The following is a 21,703-nucleotide window of genomic DNA, read 5'->3' as shown; positions in this document are numbered from 1 at the left end:
AGAGAATGTCAATACAAAAATTCATAATTATACATTTTTATTATGTTAAAATTAAGTTAAGTAGTTTAAATATACAGAAAATAATGAATAATTATAAAATAATAGGTTATTTATTTATAAATAATTAAGTAAATCAGGTATTTTTAGATAAAATTTGGTATAATAAAAATGAGTGTCATCATAAATAAATGGAGGGGTAGAAATGGCAAAATCAAAAGTATACTTTACAGACTTAAGAACCAAACCAGGCAACAATATGCTTGATAAGCTTGAAAAACTAGTTAAAACTGCTGGAATTGAAAAAATCGATTTTAAAAATCAATACGTAGCTATAAAGATTCATTTTGGTGAACCTGGAAATCTTGCGTATATAAGACCAAACTATGCAGCAAGAATAGTCAGACTTATTAAACAGCTTGGTGGTAAACCATTCTTAACCGATGCAAATACTCTTTATACTGGAAGAAGGCATAATGCTGTTGACCATCTTGATGCAGCATATGAAAATGGATACAATCCACTAACAGTAGGATGCCAAATAATTATTGCAGATGGTTTAAAGGGAACAGAATATAGAGAAATTGAAGTAGATTTGAAGCATACTAAATCAGCCAAAATAGGTTCTGCAATTGCTGATGCAGATATTATTATTTCGATGAATCACTTCAAGGGGCACGAAATGACTGGATTTGGCGGTGCTTTAAAAAACATTGGAATGGGTTCAGGCTCAAGAGGCGGAAAACTGTTTATGCACTCTTCTTCAAAGCCTATTATAAAAATTAAAAATTGCGTTGGGTGTGGATTATGCGTTCGAAGCTGTGCACATTTTGCCATTACTTTAAATGATAATAGAAAAGCTACTATAGATTATGAAAAATGTGTTGGATGCGGACAATGTGTTGCAGTATGTCAATATGATGCGGCACAGGTTAAATGGGATGAGGCAGCAGTTATTGCGAGTGAAAAGATTGCAGAATATACATACGCAGTATTAAAAGACAAACCACATTTCCATATAAACTTTATAATGGATGTATCTCCAAATTGCGACTGCTGGTCAAACAACGACATGCCATTGATTCCTAATCTTGGAATTGCAGCATCCTTTGACCCTGTTGCGCTGGATAAGGCATGTGCTGATATGGTAAATAACGCTCCAGCACTTCATGGTTGCGTTCTTGATGAAGTTGAACATGTTCATGTAGATGGACATGATGATAAATTTACAAGTATTTATCATAAAACAGATTGGAGAGCTGCTCTAAGACACGGAGAAGAAATTGGACTTGGAAGTTTGGAATATGAGCTTATAAAAATATGAACAAAAAATAGCCAATGAATTTTCATTGGCTATTTTAATTTACTTTATTTCAACTGTGTTTTTATAGTCTACTTTAAAGAATTCTCCTTCTTTAATCGCGATATGACCTGATTCATATGGTTTACCATCAAGTGAAATAAAAACTTTTTCAACACTATAGTAGCTTCCAAGGGTGTTAACCAGGCTTTGAAGTATCATTGATTCTAAGGAAGAACCAGCATTCATATCACTTATAAATTCTTTAGATAGGTCGATATAAACCTTGTTTTCCTCGACATTTAGATAAACGTTGTTTATTTTTGAGTTTGAACCTAATATTTTGCTCAACTTATCATCAGGAGTATTCTTTAATAAAGTTTCTAACTTATCTTTAAAAGTTTCATTTGTTTTATACGATATTTTTTCCTCTTTAAAGATAATTCTCTCGTTTAAGAAGTCTGGATAATAAACCCTTAAAGAATGTATTACTGGAACGCCAGTTTCAATCTTTTCAAGATTTGTTTCTATTTTGTTTTCACCAGATTCAAAAACAGTTTTTACAAGACCAATATTTAAAACATAGTAGTCGTAAGTTTTATAATCCTTACCTTCTGTAGTAACTTCTAATGCTTCGTATTCTCCTGAGGGAGTAGAAATTTTCTTGTTAACTTCTGAAATATATCTTTTGCCTTCAGGCGTATTCCAAGCTGTCCCCTTCTCTAAGGGTTCCTTTAATAATATTTCTGGGCTAGAGTTTTGTGAATCAATTAAATAGTCTCTGTAATAAAATTCTTCTTGGGACTTAATAAGTCTAAGTTCACCATCTTTTATCTCCAAAACTTGTGCTAATATAGTGCCTGGATTTAAAACTCTAAGTTGGATTCTATTGTCATTTATAAAATCCACATAAACATCCTTCTCGGCATATTCATTTCCTATACCTTGATACTTCATCCTTCTATCAGATATGAAAGGGTAATAATCTTTTAATGTATATTTTTTTTGTGTAGTATTTGGGGTGTTATTTTGATTAGGTGTAGGTATATTTTTTACACATGATATAAGCAATAGAAAGACCATAATCACTATAAATAATTTTTTCAAACAAATCACCCTTTCTTTGTAGAGTTTACATCTTTGCTTTTACATCTTCTTAATTTTATTATGACACTTTTTGATTAATAAGTCCATAAAAAAATAAGTTGCCGTTAAGCAACTTATTCCTCTTCAATGCATATTTCTTTATTGAAAATTGCCCTTAAAGTCTTAATCGCAATAATTATAGTAAGAACAGAAACTACTATAAAAATAATGATGAAAGTGTATTTATAGAAAACAAATTTAGTTTTACTAAAGACTAAGTAGGATGCTATTGAAAATGACGATAGAGGGAAAATATAAGCCCACCACGATAAATAAAACTTGATTTTAGTGAATAAGTTGTATTGGAATACAATCAGTAATAAAGTAAACAAAGCAAATGAATATAATACCTTAGCAAAATTATCGATGTTCTCAACAAGCTTCATATAAGAAACAAAAGCAACAGATGGAGGGGCTAACAAAATGAACAATGTTGGCATTAATTTTTCGGATAAATTATTGTGAAAAATTACTCTATACAGAAGGATAGAGAGGAATGGCACCCAAAAAACAATGCCTATACTAAAGAAAAACCATAATATTTCTTTATTTATAAATTTAACACCTGCAATAGGAACTAATAAATTTCCGAGTATTGGAACAAACCATGCTGGATTAAAATGCTGAATTTGAAATTTTGGATGTTGAATCCACTTTGTGATGGTTATTAATGATAATATTAAATGTAATGGTGCTCCAATAAAAAATAATACTCGTGATATATTTGAACTTATCTCTAAAAAACTAATGCTCAATAATAGCATTGCTATTGAGATGGTTGGAACAAATGCCATTTTTACCGGATGATTTAAATCATATTTCACTTCATTAGAGAAAACTGCTGTTTTTATAATATATAGAGCAGATATTATAATAAAAAGAGTTAAATTAGTATAAGCAATATAATTGCTTAGTTTAAATAAATTAAAAAGTGATTCCGTTTTTTGTGTAGCGATAGTATATCCAGCTAAACCCATAATGACTGAGAAAAATGAGATTGGAAAATTCTTAATTCGCGAATCCTTCATTGACAAACCTCCCCTAATTACTAGTTTTCAACAAACAACTTAAATTATACGAAAATAATGGGCATATGTCAATAATCATTACATATTATTAATACTATTGCAAAATATAAAAAATAGATATATAATAATAATGGGCATATACCCAAAATGATTTAAAAGAGGTGATTTTATGAAAATAGCAGTTGCTGTAATTGGGAATGAAATTTCCCAACATTTTGGACACAGTGAAAAATTTTATATTTATAAATTAAGCCCCATGAAATTATTCATGGGGCTTAGCTATTCCAAATTTTAATATATTAAGGTAAGCTTCGATTTCGGATAATATCTTTTCTTTATTTATTACTATATTACCTTGCGAATCAACATTTTCCTTCATATATTTGTTTCCATAGCTCTCTAATGTCCAAACAATTGTTTCAATCGCCTTGTTTTTATCTATATCTTCCTTAAACATAGAAAAATCTATATTTTCAAAAAGCATCTTGAAACCATCCTGGGTATATTTAGCATACCTTGTTAACACATCATCTTTAACTTCCTTTGGAATGTTTGTAAACGCTTTAATTAGGAATTTTGTTTCAAGGGACATTTTATCCATAATGTTTAACTTTGCAGCTTGCCAGTTTTTTATTCTTTCGAAGAAATTGGTAATAGTCATGTTTGCTTGTCTATAAAACTCATCATAAAGAAGTGGAATAACATAGTCTATCAAATATAGATATAATCCTTTTTTGCTTTTAAAATAGTGAAATAGAGCACCCTTTGATATTTCTGCCCTTTCGACAATCCTATTTGTTGAAGCATTTTCATATCCATAAGTTGAAAACTCGATCAAAGCTGACTGTAATATTTTTTGCTTTTTTTCTTCTGAAAGTTTTTCGAATTTTTTCAAGCTAATCTACTCCCTTTGCATTTTCAGAGCCTCAGACATTGGTATTTTATATATATTTTTCTTTGAGAAGAACTTCGATATCTCATAGGTTAAAAACAATATAACAAATCCTAAAATAATAGATACTAAATTAAGTTTTAAAGGAAATGCAAAATCAATGTTTTGGGCAAAACCATTTAAAAGAGCGTCCATTGTTCTCAATAGAACCGGTATTGCAATTATAAATCCTATTGCAACTGGAATTGTAGCGGTATTCAAAATTAAATCATTTATTTCTTTGTTTGTATATCCAAAAATTTTAAACATCGAGATATTTGTCTTGTTCTCTTCAATAGATAGACCAGTGATTACATAAATAACGATTAAAGCGATGAAGAAGGCAACAAATGCCACTATGCCCAGCATAGCTTTAAGAGGATTTAAAATAGCTTTAAATGCTTCATTTAGTTCATCCTTAGTTTCTAATTTGAATATTTTTTCTTCAGGAATATTTAATTTGTTCTCTGAAAAAATTCCGCTAAATGAATTTTCTTTATAATTCATTAATTTGTTTAGTTTTGCAATAGGCATGTAAATATTATTACCGGTATAAACCTCTGCAATTTTATCAATTTTTACATCAAACTTTTCATTGCTGAATTTATTTGTAATAGTTATTGTATCACCTTCAGATATCTTAAGAGTATTTGCGAGCGGTCTTGTAATTATTGTATAATTTTTCGAGATACTTTCTCCATTTTTGTCAACTAGATTTATTAGCCTTGAATCAGTTCTTAATCCAAAAGCAACAAAATTTTCAACTTTTCCTTCAACTTTAAAAACTGAGAAATTATATTCTTCACCGCCATATAAGTTTGCTGTTTCATTTGTTCTTAAAACATAATTATAGTTGAATTTAAATACCTCAGCCATACTCTGATTAAGTAAATAGTCAAATGAATTTTTGTATAGGAAACCAAGTAGCAGGAACATTGAAGCTATTGTAATACCAAAAACTAGGACAAGTAGTCTAGGTATGCTTCTTGCCATCTCCCTTATTTTGAATTTAAATGGGAATTTTATTTTATTAAGCTTTAATTTTTTCTCAAACAATCCTATTTTTATTTTCTCAGTATTGCCCCTCATCAATTTAACAGGAGAATACCTTAGAGCTTTAAATATAACAAATAACATTGCTGGAATAATAAACAAATAAGGTATAAACAAACTACCAGCAATATACTTGTAATCAAATCTATTTTCAATTATTGGAATGTTGAAATAGAATGTAAAAAATTCTGTTAAAGGTTTTACAAGGAATAATCCTAAAATCGTTCCTAAAATACCCCCAACAAGTGCAATGATATTTGCAAATGATAAATAATGAAGGAGTATTTCCTTTTTTGTATATCCAAGGGCGTATAATGTTCCAATCAAACTAAATTCAGTCTTTATCATTCTCCACATCACAACAGATACTAAAAGGGAAGTTAAGAGCAATATCATTGAAGGTAGAGCAGAAGACATTTTTGCTGAACCCATTAATTTTGCTTCAACAAAATTAAACCTTGGGTTATCTTTTATTTCCTGCCAAAATACAACGAAGTTATTCTTGCCAAGGTATTCTTTAATTTTACTTGAATTTTCATCGTTATATCTAATTAAATAATAGCTAAGGCCTTTAACTCCCATTTCTTCAATGGCTTGTTTTGAAATAACTGCTGTTCCAAAAATATTGTAATTAACCATTAAATCACTTTCGGATTTAAGAGGATAAATGTAATCAGGCATTGCAAAATAACCTGCAATTGTAAAGTTTCTATTCAATATTTTAATTGTGTCACCTATCTTAAAGTTGTTTGTTTTTGCAAAATTTGGTTCTAATAGAATTTCATATTTATTATTAATATCTCTGCCTTCAACAATATGAGGAATGTCAACTTTTGTAGTCTTCTCGAATACTCTTATTGTGGTGTTTTCATCAAGATTATAGTCAAATTGCTTTCTTGATTCTATTATGACATTATATTTCTGTTCGAGTTCAGAAAAATTAGTTATCGGTTTTTGAACAATTGTTTTAACACTCTCAACTTTGCTTTTTTCAAGGAAAAGATTTAAGTTTCTTTCTACATTTCCCATTGCAATTTTTAAATTCGCAAAAAGCATCGAACTTAACATTACAAGTATTGTAGAACCCAGATAAACAGCCTTTTGGCTTATTAAAACTCTAAACACTCTTTTATTTAAAATCATTACCATTCAACTCCTTCAGCAGGAATTTTGGCTGTATTTATTTTATCCTCAACAATTTCGCCGCTTCTTAACCTTACAATTCTATCTGCCATAGAGCTTATAGCATTATTATGAGTTACAATAAAAATTGTCGTATTATATTCCTTATTAATCTTTTCAAGCAAATTTAATATTTCCTTGGCATTTTTATAATCAAGTGCTCCAGTAGGTTCATCGCAAAGCAGTATCTCAGGATTTTTAGCAAGTGCTCTTGCGATTGAAACTCTCTGTTGCTCTCCACCGCTTAATTCCTGAGGGAATTTTTCCTTTTTATCAAACATATCGACATCTTTTAAAACCTTTTCAATGCTTATTGCATTTTTGCTTATGTTAGTAGAGACTTCAACATTTTCATAAACATTTAGATTAGGAATCAAATTATAAAATTGAAAAATGAAACCTATTTTGTCCCTTCTGTATTTTGTAAGCTCTTTATCGCTTATTTTTGTTAAATTGGTATTTTCAATTACAATATCGCCATTATCAGCCCTGTCAATTCCGCCAATTAAATTAAGAAGAGTAGATTTTCCTGAACCAGAGGGTCCAAGAACTGTTACTATTTCCCCCTTTTTAACCTCAAGATTCAAATTGTTTAAAGAAAAAATTACATTTTTACCGTTTGTATATTTCTTGTTAACATTTTTTAACTGTATAAACATCCTATCACCCCTTTTTATTTTGACCATCTGGTCAATTATATTATATACCTTTTATTGTAAAATTGCAAGCTGTTTGGTGACATTCACTTGATTTCTTGACTTCTTGAGTTGTTGTATTATCATAGAAGTTATTAATACTTTTTGGGAGGTAATGATTTTGGGATATAAAATAATTGGAGAGAAGGTTAAAGCAATTTTTATCGAAAGAATTAACAGGTTTGAGGCAAAAGTTTTATTGAATAATGAGGAAATAATTGTTCATGTCCCTAATACAGGGAGACTTAGGGAACTTTTAGTGACTAATGTAGTAGTTTATTTACTAAAAAGTAATAGTTATAAAAGAAAACATCAATACACATTAATGTTTGTTGAAAAAAATAACAAATTGATTTGCATAAATTCAGCATTAGCAAATAGAGTAGTGGAGGAGGCTATTAAAGAAGGTGCATTGTATTTAGGTGAAGGAATTTTAAAAAGAGAAGTTATCTTCTATAATAGTAAATTTGATTTATATATAGACGGAAATGAAAAGGCATTTATAGAAGTTAAATGTGCTACGTTCGAAGAAGATGGAATTGCGAAATTTCCAGATGCGCCTACGGAAAGGGGGAGGAAGCATATTTATGAACTTATAAAGGCTGCTGAAATGGGATATAAAGCTAAGATAATTTTTATAGCATTTATGGATTATGCAATTAGATTTGAGCCTTATTGGGAAATTGATGAAGAATTTGCAAAAGTATTGAGTGCTGCAAATAAAAAAGGCGTAGAAATCTTAGCTTATGGGTGTAATATTAGCTTAGAAGAAATAAGCATTAAAGAGAAAATTGACATAAAAATATGAATTATTAAATGATGTTGAATAGAGAAATAACGCATTGATATGTGGAATTATTTGGTGATATAATATTTGAAAGAAAAAGTCAAAAACTGGCATAAGGATACATTAAATAAAACTTTATAAATAAATTACGATATACATATAATATTAAAAAATAAGCAGGAGGGATAGTATGGAAGTAAATAATATTTATAAGGGCTTTAGGCTTTATGAAATAAGGGATATTAAAGAAATAAATTCAAAGGCATACATATTTGAGCATGAAAAAACCGGTGCAAGGCTTTTGAAAATTCAAAATGAAGACGACAATAAGGTTTTTTCCATTTCCTTCAGGACTCCTCCAAGCGACAGCACAGGTGTTCCACACATAATTGAACACTCGGTTCTTTGTGGTTCAAGAAAGTTCCCTGTAAAGGAACCTTTCGTAGAATTAATAAAGGGCTCCCTTCAGACATTTTTAAATGCAATGACTTATCCTGACAAAACAATGTATCCGGTGGCAAGCAAAAATGAAAAGGACTTTTTTAATCTGATGGATGTTTACCTTGATGCTGTTTTTTATCCTAATATTTATCAATCTCCTGAAATATTGATGCAGGAAGGATGGCACTATGAGCTATTAAATAAAGAGGATGAATTGGTATATAGGGGAGTTGTTTATAACGAAATGAAGGGTGCCTTTTCATCTCCAGAGGCGATACTTTTTAGGAGAATAAGCGAAACACTCTATCCAGATACAACTTACGGAGTAGAGTCGGGAGGAGACCCAGACCATATACCTGAGCTTACATATGAAGAATTTATAGACTTTCACAAAAAATTCTATCATCCATCAAATAGTTATATATATTTATATGGCAATGGAGACGTTGAAAAGGAATTGGAATTTATCGATAACTATTTAAAGGAATTTGAAAGGACTGAAGTATATTCAGAAATTGAAGTTCAACCACCTTTTGAAGAAATAAAAGAAATTGAGATGGAGTATCCTATTGCAAAGGATGATGATGAAAGGGAAAAGACCTTTTTAAGTTTAAACTTTGCTATGGGTGATGCACGTAACGTAGAGGAGTCAACAGCTCTTGAAATTTTAGAACACATTCTTCTTGGAACATTTGCTTCACCTCTGAAAAAAGCTCTTATTGATGCAGGACTTGGGAAAGATGTATTTGGAAGTTATGAAGGAAGCATACTACAGCCAATGTTTAGCATAATTGTAAAGGGCTCAGAAATAGATAAAAAGGAAAAGTTTAAAGAAGTTGTATTTAGTACATTAAAAAATCTTGTTAGGGATGGAATAGACAAGAAACTAATTGAGGCTTCTATTAATAAAAAGGAATTTGAAATGAGGGAGGCGGAGCATGATTCTGCTCCAAAGGGACTTTTATTCGGAATTAAACTTATGAATAGCTGGCTATATGATGGGCATCCAACTGCTTACCTTGAATATGATGTGCCGTTGCAAAACATTAAAAAAGCACTTACAGAAAGATATTTTGAAGATTTAATAGAAAAGTATTTACTAAACAATAAACATGCGTCTGTCCTTATTTTAAAGCCCAAAAAGGGATTGTTAGACGAAAAGGAAAGAACATTAAAGGAAAAATTGCAAGAGATAAAAAAATCAATGACTGATGAAGAAATACAAAAAATAATTGACAATACTAAAAACTTATTAAAAAGGCAAGAGACTCCTGATTCAAAGGAAGCCCTTGAAACTATTCCGCTACTGTCAATAAAGGATATTGATAGAAAAGCTGAAAAATTGCCTATGTCTGAAAAGAACGTTGATGGAGTTAAATATTTGTATCACCCTGTATTTACTAATAAGATTGCTTATACTAATTTTTATTTCGACCTTGATAAAATAGATGTTAATCTGCTGCCATATGTCTCACTGCTTGCTAATTTACTTGGAAAGGTAGATACCGAAAACTATACCTATGAAGAACTAGCAAAAGAGATAGATATAAATATAGGTGGCATAAAAATATATCCACAAATGGTTGAAAGGATAGATAATATTGATGAATTCAAGCCTATCCTTGTTGTAGAATCAAAGTCACTGATGGATAAGTTGCCTAAGATGCTTGAACTTGTTGGAGAGATTATTAATAAATCAAAGTTTGACAACAGTAAAAAGATAAGGGAGATAATTCAGCAGACGAAGTCAAGACTTGAAATGGCAATAATTGAGAAGGGACATACAGTTGCATTAAAGAGATTATCATCTTATATATCAAAAGCAGGGAAAATAAATGAGATTATGACAGGAATTGAATTCTATAAAGTTATCGCAAATATTGAGAAAAATTATGAAAATATGCAGGATGAATTGATTCATAATTTAAACAAGGTAAAGGATGCTATATTTAATATAAACAACTTATTGTTAAGTTTAACATGTGAAGAAAAGGATGAGAATTTATATACTGAAAATATTCACTTTGTCCTAAGTGACCTGAAAAAGGATAATTTGGTCAAAGCAAACTATGATTTGACAGTATCAAAAGACAATGAAGGACTTTTAACTCAAGCAAACGTTCAATATGTTGCGAAAGGGTATAACTATAGGAAATTAGGATATAACTATAATGGTGCAATGCAGGTTTTAAGAACTATAATAAGCCTTGATTATCTATGGAATAAAGTTAGAGTTCAGGGCGGTGCTTATGGATGTTTTATGAATATAGAGAGAAATGGAACTATAAATTTTGCATCCTACAGAGACCCAAATATTAAAGAAACTTTAAGAGCATATGATGATGTTCCTAAATATATTGAAACTATAGAAGTAGACGAAAGGGAAATGACAAAATATATAATTGGAACGATGAGCAAATATGATTATCCATTAAATCCTTTTATGAAGGGCAGAGTTTCAGATGAGCAATATATGAGAGGCATAACATATGATGATATTCAAAGGGAGAGAGAAGAAGTTTTAGATTCGACTCTAGACACAATTAAGGAAGCAAAGGAAATGCTCTCAGAAATGCTAAAACAAGAATATATTTGTGTTCTTGGAAATGAAAATAAAATAAGGGAAAATGAAAATATATTTAATAAATTGGTTAAGGTATTTGAATAATGTAAAAAATATTAGGAATAAAAATAAAGCCTCTACTAAAAATAAATGGTAGAGGTGATTTTTATGTCTAGAAAAATAAAACTAATAATCTTTTGTTTATTACTAATTACTTCTACAGTTTTTGCTCAGGAAACCTATTATACTGTTCAACCAGGAGACAGCATGTGGAAGATTGCTCAAAAATACCAAGTAGGTATTTCGGAAATAATTTCTGCTAATCCAGAAATTAAAAATCCAGCCCTTATTTATCCGGGGCAAAAGATCAAAATACCGGTAATTGAAACAAAGGCAATAGAAAGCGAAGTTGTTAGGTTAGTTAATATTGAAAGAGCTAAGGTTGGACTTCCGGCATTAAAAGAAAACTGGCAGCTTTCAAGAATAGCGAGGTATAAATCCCAAGATATGATAAATAAAAATTATTTTTCTCATATTTCACCAACCTATGGTTCGCCTTTCCAGATGATTGAATCCTTTGGAATTAAGTTTTCAGCTGCTGGTGAGAATATTGCAATGGGACAAAGAACACCCCAAGAGGTAATGAACGCATGGATGAACTCACCAGGCCATAGAAGCAATATTCTAAATCCAACTTATACTCAAATAGGTGTTGGACTAGCAAAAGACAAAGCTGGTAGATGCTATTGGACACAAATGTTTATTAAGCCTATATAAATTTAAAGGGGCTGCTTTAAATCAGCCCCTTTGAATGCGATTACAGAAGTGAGATTAACTCATCAATTTCTTCTTTAATCATATTAAGTGATGTTTTCCAGAAATCAACTGAATGCAAATCAAATCCCATTATCTTTCCTAACTCATAAAGATTGTTCTTACCTGTCAATGATAACAGCTTATTATAATCTTCTACAAAACTTTCACCACGTTTTCTGTATTCTGATAGTAAGCCCCTGACAAATAATTCTCCAAAGGCATATGGGAAATTGTAATAATTTGAATCTGCATAATAATAGTGAGGTTTATTAATCCACATATATGGATGCATATAATTTGAATCAAGTGCATCACCATATGCAGCTTTTTGAGCATTTAACATTATTTCTTTTAGTTCATCAACTGATAAAGAATGTTCTGCTCTTCTTTTAAACACTTCATCTTCAAATAAGAATCTTGAATAAATATCAACAATCGTTTGTGTTGAGCTCTGCAGAGAATTTTCAAGTATAGCTATTTTTTCTTCTTTGGTTGCTATATTTAATGCTGCTTCTATAATTAAATTTTCACTAAAAATAGATGCAGTTTCTGCTATCGGCATTGGATAATGCGAATTAGCAAGCGTTTCGTTCATTAGGCAATTGCCGTGATAAGCATGACCAAGTTCGTGGGCAAGTGTTGTAACGTTGGAGAAACTTCCATCGAAATTAGCAAGAATCCTGCTCTCCTTTATTGGATGAAGATTATAGCAGAAGGCTCCACCTCTTTTCCCTTCCCTTGGTTCAGCATCAATCCATTTATTTTCGGAAGCATTGTCTACAAAGTCTGAAAGTTTATTACTAAATGATTTAAAGTTTTTAACTATAAATTTTCTTGCCTCATCATATGAATATTTCATTTCAACCTTTGCTATGGGAGCAAATAAATCGTAGAATGGAAGACCATTTTTATGGCCTAAAACTTCAGCTTTTTTCTTAAGATATCTTCTGAATTCAGGTAAGCTGTCTTTTATGGCATCCAGCATAGCATCAAGTGTTTCTTTATCCATTCTGCTATGTTCTAAAGTCATTTCAAGTGGAGATGAAAATCCTCTTAGTTTTGCAAGGGTGATAACTTCACCTTTAATTCCATTAAGGGCGGCTGCAGATGAATTTTCTATTTTTCTATAGGATTTTAATTCAGCGAAATATGCAGTTTTTCTGATATACGAATCTTCATTAAAGGCCATATTTCTTACAACTGGTAAAGGTAATTTTTTATCTTCACCATTTAAGCTGATATCTACAAGATGTGTAGATGTTAAAAACTCCTGTAGTTTTGACCATGCATTTGAGCCGGTATTCTTCATTTTGGAAATAATCACTTCCTGTTCATCCGATAGCATATGTTTAGCCTGTTGAAGTGATTCTCTAATATGAAATTCATGTTCCTTAAGATATTCAGATGAATTAATTACTTCATCTATATTTTGTATATTAGTAAGCCATTTTTTAAATATTACTTCTGGTTCAGTCATTTCTGTTACTACATTTTCGATTTTCTCAACAGCCTGAAGAGCTTTTTCATCCTTTGCATTTACACTAAGGGAAAGTTCAGAATAAGCCATTATCTTATAAACCATATCTCCTAGTGTATTTTGGAATTTTATAAAGTATTCAATTTTTTCTCTAGCATTTTCTAGTGTAGCAAGATTCTCTTTTGTCCAACTTTTTAAATCTGAAATCATTGAAACTACCATATCATTATCCCTTTTAAACTCATGGCTGTCAAATGACGTGTAAAGGCTATCAAGTGACCATCTCATGTTTATCCCCTCACTTTACAAATATTAACAATTTTATTGTAAATTAAAAGAAATTTTAGGTCAAGGATAAAAATTACACAAAGAATATATTTTGATTTCAAGGATAAAACTAATAGAGATGACATATAAAAAATTTATTGAATCAGCAACAAAAGTAAATAATATATCGTCTAATCATTAGAATAAATTAATGGAGGTGTTATAGTGAAAAAAATATTAACTTTTATAATTAGTTTGTTAATAATTGTTGGCTTATATGTTTCATTAAATGGAATATATGTGGCTAAGAGTAATAGAATAGATAAATATAAAGTAGAAATAAATAAAAATGAACAGTCACAAAATAAAATTATTAAGGATTTAGTTGAAAGCTTTGGTAAAAAACTGCAATATGTTCCCCTTCTTGCCCCTAAGGATATACTAATAAAGAGCATGAAGGAAAATTACGGAAATTACGTCACTGAAGCACTTATAGAAAAATGGATTAATGATCCTTTAAATGCTCCAGGAAGATTAACCTCAAGCCCCTGGCCTGACAGGATTGAAATAAGAAGCATTAATAAAATAGATGAATGCACGTATGAAGTAAATGGGGAAATTATTGAAATTACAAGTGTAGAAAAAGAAACTGGCGAAATAGCAGCAAAAAGGGCAATAACTCTAAAGGTCAAAAAAATAAATAATTGCTGGCTAATTGATGATGTTGTTTTAGGTGAATATGCAATAATTAAATAAATTAAAGAAAGATGCTATTTTAAATTATAGGGATGGGGATATAAAAATGATAAATAAAAAAAGAATTATTAATTTAATGTTGATTTTTTTTATAGTATTACAAGTAGGATGCGCTAATGGTGTAAGTGATAAAGAAGAAATTAAACAAGAAACAGAAATTATGGAACAACTAGATAAAATTATTCAAAATGGAAATAAAATGGATAAAGTTATTGATTTTATCAATAGTAATATATCTCTTGTGTCAAGGGAAAATGCATCTAAAATGATTAACATGCTAGAAAAAGAACAAGAAAAGAAATTGGCATTATTAGAAGAAAAATTTTATTCTAAAGATTTTCAAGAAAGATTTATTAAACTTTATGGTTCGGGCTTCGACATTAATAATATTAAAGATTTACAAGATGAGGAATTAAAAAAACTAATATTAGAGACGACAACTGAGGGATATAGGATTGAAACAGCAGAAGGCTATTTTTTCCCAATAATTGATTATGAGTCATATAAAAAATATAGTTCTTATGTGACTGATGATATAAAGGAATATATAAACATAATGTCACTTGAATCCACTAAAGTCCCAGCTAAAGATGCAGCACTGATAATTGGATGGAACGAAGTAATCGAAAGAGCAATAAACCAAGAAAGATTTATCAAAAATTACCCTAATTCAGCTAAAATCAATGAAATAAAGCAATTATATAAAAAATATTTAGGGTTTATATTGTATGGAGTAGACAATACTCCTATATTCAATGAAGATGGTTTGATACTGAAGGATGTTAAAAACACATATATACAAGTTATAAAGTCATATAAGGTTAGTGGCGTAACCGAAATAATAAAGGATTACATTGATATTTTGCAAAATAATAATGATAAGATAACTAATGATGCTGATAAATTTAGACAAATTGTAATAGATAGCATTAAGTAAGAAATAATTTTTGAAACCACCTTCCAGTTGTATTAAAATAAAGATTGGAGGGTGGTTTTATGTTTGAAAAATGTATTGAAGTTATTAAGAGGGGAAAAAGAGTTATATATGTTGCACCATCAAGAGAACTAATTAATTTTGTAAGGGAAAAAATAATTGAAAAATTAGGCGGACTTATATATATAGAAGTAATTACATTTGACGATCTTGCAAGAGGCATTGCTGAACCATTTGTTGAGAACAAAGAATTAATTTCAGTCGATGCATCTGAGATAATCTTTGAAAATATAATAAGCGAATTAATAAAGAATAAGCAAATTAAATATTTCGAAAAAGTGGGTCTGAAAAAGGGCTTCATAACTAGCATATTAAATACTATTAGAAGAATAAAAAAAGAAAATCTTAGCCCTGATGAATTCAGGAATAAAATTAATAATTTAAATGATGATGATATAAAAGCCAAAACAGAGGATGTTTATAGAATTTACAGTAAATACCAGGAGCAGCTTAAAGAACTAGATATACTTGATATGGAGGACTTGATAAAAGTTGCTGAAACTAATACGGGCAGGAGCGACTATTTCAGGGATGTAGAATTATTCGTTTTAGACGGTTATGTTGATATATTTGAAAACGAAAAGGCACTATTAAGGGCTATAAAAGAGTCTAATCCTTTTATAGAATTTTTACTTCATGTTCCATTAAGGACAAAAATAATTAATGATTTTATTAAAGATGAAATATTAAAACTGGAATCAGAACTTGAATTTAAAATAGTTGATGTTGACTATTTTGAAGATACCCAATTTAAAAGGCTTGCTCAGCAACTTTTTTCTTTTGATAGACTGAATAGCAAAGTTAATGGAATAAATATATTCAATGCACCCTGCATAGAGGATGAAGTTAGACAAGCAGCTAAAAATATTAAGAGGATATCTTTAAACGAGAAGATAGATTTAGACAAAATAGCAATAGTAGTTAGTAATTTAGAAGAATATGAGGATTATATTTTAGATGTTTTTAATGAATTTGACTTACCCGTTATTTTAGGCGATTATGAAAGGCTATCCAATATCCCATTGATAAAATCAATTTTCAGCATTTTGAGTTTAAGGCTAAATTCTCATGACATAAAAAGAGAAGAATATGTTTTATCAAGCCCATATTTATTCCATTCTCAAATAGAAAGAAATATTGAAGAAATAAAAAATAAACTATCAAAAATAAAATCTACAGCAAATTTTTCTGAATATAAAAAGGAAATAGAGGATATTATTGATGATTTTAAAATAAAAGATAAAATAATAAATCTTTATAAGGAAGGTATAATTTCTTCAGAAATAATGATAAGAGATTTTAAGGCTCTATTTGCATTCTATGAAATGTTAAAAGATTTAGAGAATGTTTATAAGTTCTTAAAAAGAGAATTACAGGTTGAAGAATTGATTGATGTTTTAAAGGATAACCTTTTCCAAAGAACAGTTACATTGAAGAATAAGAAAACATATGGTGTAAAGATATTATCACCAGATATTTTAAGGGGTACATCCTATGATTATGTCTTTATTTTAGGATTGAATGAAGATGTATTCCCCAAAGTGCCTAAAATAGGCGGAATTTATACTGCCAGGGAGAGAGAAATATTATACAAAAATGGAATTAACATAGGAAACAGCTTTGTTGAACTGATCAAGGAAAAAATTAGATTTGTACTATCCTTTGCAGCCGCTAGAAAGGGTCTATATTTGAGTTATAGAACATCAGAAGAGGACGGTTCTTATATTATTAAATCACAATTTTTAGATGAGGTAATTTATACTTTGAATTTAGAGGAAGAATTCAAGAAAATTCCTCTAAGGTGCATGAGAAATAGATTTGAATTGCAGATGAAGGACATTTTTACTTCTAAAGAATTTGCAAAAAAATATGCTTTAACAGAATATATGGAATTAGACAAAGATGAATTTAATGAAAAATTTAATATTTTTCTGAAGCTATATGATATAGGAAGGAATGTTGAATACTTAAGAAATAGTGAGGATTTTACAAATTTTGATGGACTTATAGGAAAAGAAAAAGCAGAAAAGTTTAGAAAAGATTATGCATTTAGTGCTTCTAAAATTAATAATTTTAATAGCTGCCTTTTCAAATTTTATGTTGAAAATGCACTTGAAATTGATTTTGATGAAGAGGATGATGAACTATCTAATGTTAGTATTGGTAATATATATCACGAAATATTAAAAGAATACTATAACTATTTTTTAAATAATGAAATAGAGTATGACGAAGCCTGGGTGGAAGATTGTGTAAAAAAAGTTGTTGATAAAAAGGGTATTTTTGATTCTGATATGTTAAACAGAAGAAGAATAAATGAAATTTTAACGGATATGAAGGAGTTCATTAAAAACGATGTTATGTATTCAAAAAGCTGTAATCTTAAACCATATTATTTGGAAACCCCTTTTGAAATAAATGATTTAATAGATGGAGTTAGGATTAAAGGGAAAATAGATAGAATAGACTTAGAGGTTATTGATGGAAATCCTACGGGGTATTTTGTTGTTTATGATTATAAAAGGGGAGGAGTAGGCAGCAAAAACCTTTCAGGAATTTTAAAGGGTGATGATATTCAAATCCCTTTATATTATTATGCTGCCATAGAAAAACTTAAAAAGAATGGATTTGAACCAAAATGCATGGCTCTATTATATTATTCAATTAAAGATACTTTAAAGGAAATAGAGAAAGAAAATACAAAAAAAGATAAGAAAAAAGAATTTTTAAGGCCTAAATTCAGCGGAATTATTATAGAAGAAAAAAGAGAAACACTGGGCTTTGCTAAGAATACAGACACATTAAGTGAAGTTAATTTAGATACTGCTATTGAACATGTAAGATTAAACTTTATAGCAGAAAAAATAGAACAAATAAAAAGGGGAGAATTTATTTTCCCATTTGAATGCCCTGCATTAAAACCCTTTTCTAGTTATTTTTGCCCCTTTTTAAGTGTTTGCCGTTATGATAAAAAGAGGATTAGTAAGAAGGTGAATTTATGGATATCGAAAGAATAAAATCCTTATATGATGTAAATGATGAACAAGCTACAGCTCTGGATATAAACCAAAATATTGCACTGCATGCTGGAGCAGGCTCGGGGAAAACGAGGGTTTTGACAAGAAGATACTTAAGATTACTTCTTGAAACCGACTGCCAGGTTGATGACATTGTTGCTATTACATTTACAAAAAAAGCTGCACTTGAGATGAAAAGTAGAGTTTTAGAACTTGTAAACCATTTTTTAAATATAGAAGATAAATACATTGACAGGACCAAATTAAGAAGAATTAAGGAAGACATAAATCTTTCTAATATATCAACATTTCATAGTTTTTGCGATAGCATTATAAGAGAATATTATTACAAACTGGGATTAGAACCAATGTATCAGATTATCGAAGAAGTAGATGCAGAAACATTATTAACACGATTTGCTGATGAGGTTGTTGAAGAATTTTTATCTGATAGCAATAATGAAACAACATTTGAAATACTATTTGATACTTTTGGAATTGATTACGTAATAAAAAAAGATTTACATTCAGATTTAAAGGAATTATACAAAAGGATAAGAGAAAAGGCAGAAGATATTGAAAAGGTAGAAGCATATACTTATGGAAGTTTAAAACGTTATTATAATGAGAGTATTGATGAAAAGATTATTGAAAAATATGAAAATATTCAATTACTTATATTAAAAATGATACAACTTATTGATAAAAAATATTCTGAATTTAAAAAGAATGAAAACCTAGTAGACTTTAATGATTTAGAAATTTATATGATAAAGCTGCTTGAAAATTTTGATGATGTTAGGAAAAACATTAAACAAAGATTTAAATATTTTATGATAGACGAATTTCAGGACACAAACGATGTTCAATTAAAAATACTTCTTAATCTTGTTGAAAACGAAGATAAGAGCATAGATGATGGTAAATTATTTATAGTTGGAGACATAAAACAGTCGATTTACGCATTTAGAGGAACTAATTATAAAGTATTCAGTGAAACGACAAAATTAATAGAAAAAAAAGGCAAAAAACATACTCTATCAGTTAATTACAGAAGCCATGACAGCCTTGTTGAGATAATCAACCAGATGTTTAAAAATATGATTCCTGACTATGATGAATTAAAGACATCAGGAAAAATAGAGGGGCTATCACGATTTGAATATAAATTTATTGACAACATAAAGGAAAAATCAAAAAGTCAAGATGATTCTATTAAAAACATTAAAAACAAGTTAAAGGGAGGAAGAGTTAGCTTAGAGGAATTAGGAATTTTTATAAACAAGATAGAGGAAAAATTAGAAATTAAAATACACGAAGAAGCAGCATATATTGCAGAGAGAATTTCATATCTAATTTCAAAGGGGTTCCAATACAGGGATATTGCTATACTTCTTAGGGATAGAAACAATTTAAAAGAATATGAAGAAGAGCTGAAAAGAAGTAACATACCCTATACTATATTAGGTGGAATTGGCTACTTTGAAAAGCAGGAGGTAATAGATTTAATTAACTTTTTAAAATATATATACAGAAAAAATGATGAAGTTGCACTATTAGGCATTCTAAGAAGTCCATTTGTCGGAGTCTCAGATGATGATATAGTAGATATTTTTAAGAGAATAAAATCAGGATTAAAGCTTAAAGAAGCTATTCAAATATTATCGGATGAAAAAGGGATAGTAAAGAACACAATTTTGAAGGTTGAATCTCTTAAAAATACAGCTAATTTTTATAGCACATATAGTTTTTTGAAAATATTAATTGAAGAATTAAACATTAAAGAGGTATTGCTTGGATTCGAAAATGGAGTTCAAAAATACAGAAATATAGAAAAATTATTAGAAATAGCAAAAGAATTCGATAGAAAGGGGTTATTTACTCCTGTAGAGTTTCTTGACTATATTGAAAATTTAAATAGTGTGTCTAAAAAAGAGGGAGAGGCATTTTTAGATACCGAGGAGAGCAATGCTGTAAAAATAATGACTGTCCATGCATCAAAGGGACTAGAATTTGAAGTAGTATTTGTTCCAGCACTTGAAAAGGAGCTTTTTAAGAAAAACAAAAGAAGGATTATCTTCGATGCCACAGGTATTATAGATGCTAATGGGAATATACAAAAGTATGGAATAGTTGTTGAACATAAAATTGATGGACTTGCGACTAGTCTTTTTGACTATCTCGTAAATAAAAAATATGAAGAAGAAAAGGAAGAGGCAATAAGACTTCTTTATGTTGCAGCAACTCGTGCTATTAGATATCTTTGCTTTTCTGGTTATAAAGCTTCCGAAGATAAAAAGGAAAGCTTAATAACTTCTTTGATGAAAAACAATTTAGAGGAATTATCAAATAAAACTTTAGACTTTGATAACTATTTAAAAATGAAAATTGCAGGTGAGACTGAAAGCCTAGAAGATGTAGATTTAAATGAAATTAAAACTAGGATAGACCACAGCTTTGATTACAAATCAAAGTTTATAGCAAGTGTTTCAAGATACCTGAGTTTTATGGAATGTCCAAGGAAGTATTATTTTAAATATATTGCTAAATTAGATGAAGATTATTTAATCGATGAAACTGAATACGAAGAAGATGAAAGAATAAAGACCAAACAACTCAAAGCTTCTTTAAGGGGGAATATTGTTCATAGCATACTTGAGAATATAGTAAGAAATAGGGATATTAATCTAGACGATTATGATTTTGAAATTAAAAGATATATAGATAATTTTTATATCATAGAAAATAAACTTTATAAGAATATACAAGGTCAAAGAATAAAAAGTGAAACAGAATTACAGTTTAGAGTGCCACTTTCAAACAGCACCATGTCTCTATTTGGAATAATGGATAGAGTGGATATACTGGAGGTAGGGGATAAGTATAAAGCTATAATAATTGATTATAAAACAAATAAAATTAATAATGAAGAAGATAAAAAAAGAGTTATTGAGTATTATAAACCGCAATTTGCAGCTTATGAGTTTGGCTTCAATAAAATTTTTAATAACATATATAAGGATATAGAAATATTAGGAATGTATTTATATTTATTGGATATAGGTGAGTATATTGATATAAAAATAACAAACGATGAAAGAAAAAAGATTACTGATGAATTAATTAAAACATTTGAATTTATAGATAATAGTTCGAAATTTGAAGTCTTTCAAAAAGGTAAGTGTAGTGAAAACTGTAAGTATAGTAAGATTTGCCTTGTTTAATGCATGTAGTACAAGGCAAGATACTAAAC

Annotated in this window: 14 protein-coding genes; 8 read left to right on the top strand and 6 right to left on the bottom strand. The window is 29.4% G+C overall.

Annotation, left to right across the window (positions count from 1 at the left end):
* The first annotated feature begins 202 nt into the window (after positions 1-202).
* The gene (locus ABG79_RS04685; RefSeq protein WP_057977658.1) at positions 203-1,321 is read left to right on the top strand and encodes a DUF362 domain-containing protein; all 1,119 of its coding nucleotides are present in this window, start codon (positions 203-205) and stop codon (positions 1,319-1,321) included.
* Between the two features lie 39 nt (positions 1,322-1,360).
* Here ABG79_RS04685 and ABG79_RS04680 read toward each other — a convergent pair whose 3' ends face one another.
* The 5 genes from ABG79_RS04680 to ABG79_RS04660 all read right to left on the bottom strand — a co-directional run bounded on the left by ABG79_RS04680 (position 1,361) and on the right by ABG79_RS04660 (position 7,296).
* Positions 1,361-2,413, bottom strand: a complete 1,053-nt coding sequence (locus ABG79_RS04680) for a GerMN domain-containing protein (RefSeq protein WP_242859310.1) — start codon at positions 2,411-2,413, stop codon at positions 1,361-1,363.
* A 104-nt stretch (positions 2,414-2,517) separates the two neighbouring features.
* Positions 2,518-3,471 carry an SLAC1 anion channel family protein gene (locus ABG79_RS04675; protein ID WP_057977654.1) on the bottom strand — a complete coding sequence of 318 codons (954 nt, stop codon included), beginning with the start codon at positions 3,469-3,471 and terminating at the stop codon, positions 2,518-2,520.
* Positions 3,472-3,733: 262 nt separating this feature from the next.
* Positions 3,734-4,366, bottom strand: a complete 633-nt coding sequence (locus tag ABG79_RS04670; RefSeq protein WP_057977652.1) for a TetR/AcrR family transcriptional regulator — start codon at positions 4,364-4,366, stop codon at positions 3,734-3,736.
* Positions 4,367-4,372: 6 nt separating this feature from the next.
* Complete coding sequence (locus ABG79_RS04665) at positions 4,373-6,604, bottom strand: ABC transporter permease (RefSeq protein ID WP_057977649.1); 2,232 nt, start codon at positions 6,602-6,604, stop codon at positions 4,373-4,375.
* Positions 6,598-7,296 (bottom strand): ABC transporter ATP-binding protein, encoded by a 699-nt coding sequence (locus tag ABG79_RS04660; RefSeq protein WP_057977647.1) that lies wholly within the window; start codon positions 7,294-7,296, stop codon positions 6,598-6,600. Before ABG79_RS04660 ends, ABG79_RS04665 begins: the two co-directional genes overlap by 7 nt.
* A gap of 157 nt (positions 7,297-7,453) precedes the next feature.
* Between ABG79_RS04660 and sfsA the strand changes: the two genes are divergently transcribed.
* The 3 genes from sfsA to safA all read left to right on the top strand — a co-directional run bounded on the left by sfsA (position 7,454) and on the right by safA (position 11,900).
* Complete coding sequence (gene sfsA / locus ABG79_RS04655) at positions 7,454-8,140, top strand: DNA/RNA nuclease SfsA (RefSeq protein ID WP_057977645.1); 687 nt, start codon at positions 7,454-7,456, stop codon at positions 8,138-8,140.
* Between the two features lie 169 nt (positions 8,141-8,309).
* The gene (locus ABG79_RS04650; RefSeq protein ID WP_057977643.1) at positions 8,310-11,228 is read left to right on the top strand and encodes an insulinase family protein; all 2,919 of its coding nucleotides are present in this window, start codon (positions 8,310-8,312) and stop codon (positions 11,226-11,228) included.
* 63 nt (positions 11,229-11,291) lie between these two features.
* Positions 11,292-11,900 carry a SafA/ExsA family spore coat assembly protein gene (safA, locus tag ABG79_RS04645; RefSeq protein WP_057977641.1) on the top strand — a complete coding sequence of 203 codons (609 nt, stop codon included), beginning with the start codon at positions 11,292-11,294 and terminating at the stop codon, positions 11,898-11,900.
* Between the two features lie 40 nt (positions 11,901-11,940).
* Here the strand turns inward: safA and ABG79_RS04640 are convergent, their stop codons facing one another.
* The gene (locus ABG79_RS04640; protein ID WP_057977639.1) at positions 11,941-13,704 is read right to left on the bottom strand and encodes a M3 family oligoendopeptidase; all 1,764 of its coding nucleotides are present in this window, start codon (positions 13,702-13,704) and stop codon (positions 11,941-11,943) included.
* Between the two features lie 204 nt (positions 13,705-13,908).
* On the opposite strand from ABG79_RS04640, the gene ABG79_RS04635 reads away from it, so the two are divergent.
* Genes ABG79_RS04635 through ABG79_RS04620 form a run of 4 tightly spaced genes read left to right on the top strand, consistent with a single transcriptional unit; the run spans position 13,909 to position 21,674 of the window.
* The gene (locus ABG79_RS04635; RefSeq protein ID WP_057977637.1) at positions 13,909-14,439 is read left to right on the top strand and encodes a hypothetical protein; all 531 of its coding nucleotides are present in this window, start codon (positions 13,909-13,911) and stop codon (positions 14,437-14,439) included.
* 46 nt (positions 14,440-14,485) lie between these two features.
* Positions 14,486-15,376 (top strand): hypothetical protein, encoded by an 891-nt coding sequence (locus ABG79_RS04630; RefSeq protein ID WP_057977635.1) that lies wholly within the window; start codon positions 14,486-14,488, stop codon positions 15,374-15,376.
* A 59-nt stretch (positions 15,377-15,435) separates the two neighbouring features.
* Positions 15,436-18,450: a PD-(D/E)XK nuclease family protein gene (locus tag ABG79_RS04625; RefSeq protein WP_057977632.1), complete on the top strand. Its 3,015-nt coding sequence runs from the start codon at positions 15,436-15,438 to the stop codon at positions 18,448-18,450.
* Positions 18,432-21,674 carry a UvrD-helicase domain-containing protein gene (locus tag ABG79_RS04620; protein WP_057977630.1) on the top strand — a complete coding sequence of 1,081 codons (3,243 nt, stop codon included), beginning with the start codon at positions 18,432-18,434 and terminating at the stop codon, positions 21,672-21,674. Before ABG79_RS04625 ends, ABG79_RS04620 begins: the two co-directional genes overlap by 19 nt.
* Positions 21,675-21,703: the final 29 nt, after the last annotated feature.

The organism is Caloramator mitchellensis, assembly GCF_001440545.1.
Classification (GTDB): Bacteria; Bacillota; Clostridia; order Clostridiales; family Caloramatoraceae; genus Caloramator; species Caloramator mitchellensis.
Note: the sequence above shows the minus strand (reverse complement) of the source record. Positions and strands in the feature narration are given on the sequence as shown.

Excerpts from the sequence above, each read along its gene's own strand:
- ABG79_RS04665 (WP_057977649.1), bottom strand. The coding sequence starts at position 6,604 with ATGGTAATGATTTTAAATAAAAGAGTGTTTAGAGTTTTAATAAGCCAA.
- ABG79_RS04660 (WP_057977647.1), bottom strand. The coding sequence starts at position 7,296 with ATGTTTATACAGTTAAAAAATGTTAACAAGAAATATACAAACGGTAAA.
- ABG79_RS04640 (WP_057977639.1), bottom strand. The coding sequence starts at position 13,704 with ATGAGATGGTCACTTGATAGCCTTTACACGTCATTTGACAGCCATGAG.
- ABG79_RS04685 (WP_057977658.1), top strand. The coding sequence starts at position 203 with ATGGCAAAATCAAAAGTATACTTTACAGACTTAAGAACCAAACCAGGC.
- ABG79_RS04675 (WP_057977654.1), bottom strand. The coding sequence starts at position 3,471 with ATGAAGGATTCGCGAATTAAGAATTTTCCAATCTCATTTTTCTCAGTC.
- safA (WP_057977641.1), top strand. The coding sequence starts at position 11,292 with ATGTCTAGAAAAATAAAACTAATAATCTTTTGTTTATTACTAATTACT.
- ABG79_RS04625 (WP_057977632.1), top strand. The coding sequence starts at position 15,436 with ATGTTTGAAAAATGTATTGAAGTTATTAAGAGGGGAAAAAGAGTTATA.
- ABG79_RS04620 (WP_057977630.1), top strand. The coding sequence starts at position 18,432 with ATGGATATCGAAAGAATAAAATCCTTATATGATGTAAATGATGAACAA.
- ABG79_RS04630 (WP_057977635.1), top strand. The coding sequence starts at position 14,486 with ATGATAAATAAAAAAAGAATTATTAATTTAATGTTGATTTTTTTTATA.
- ABG79_RS04650 (WP_057977643.1), top strand. The coding sequence starts at position 8,310 with ATGGAAGTAAATAATATTTATAAGGGCTTTAGGCTTTATGAAATAAGG.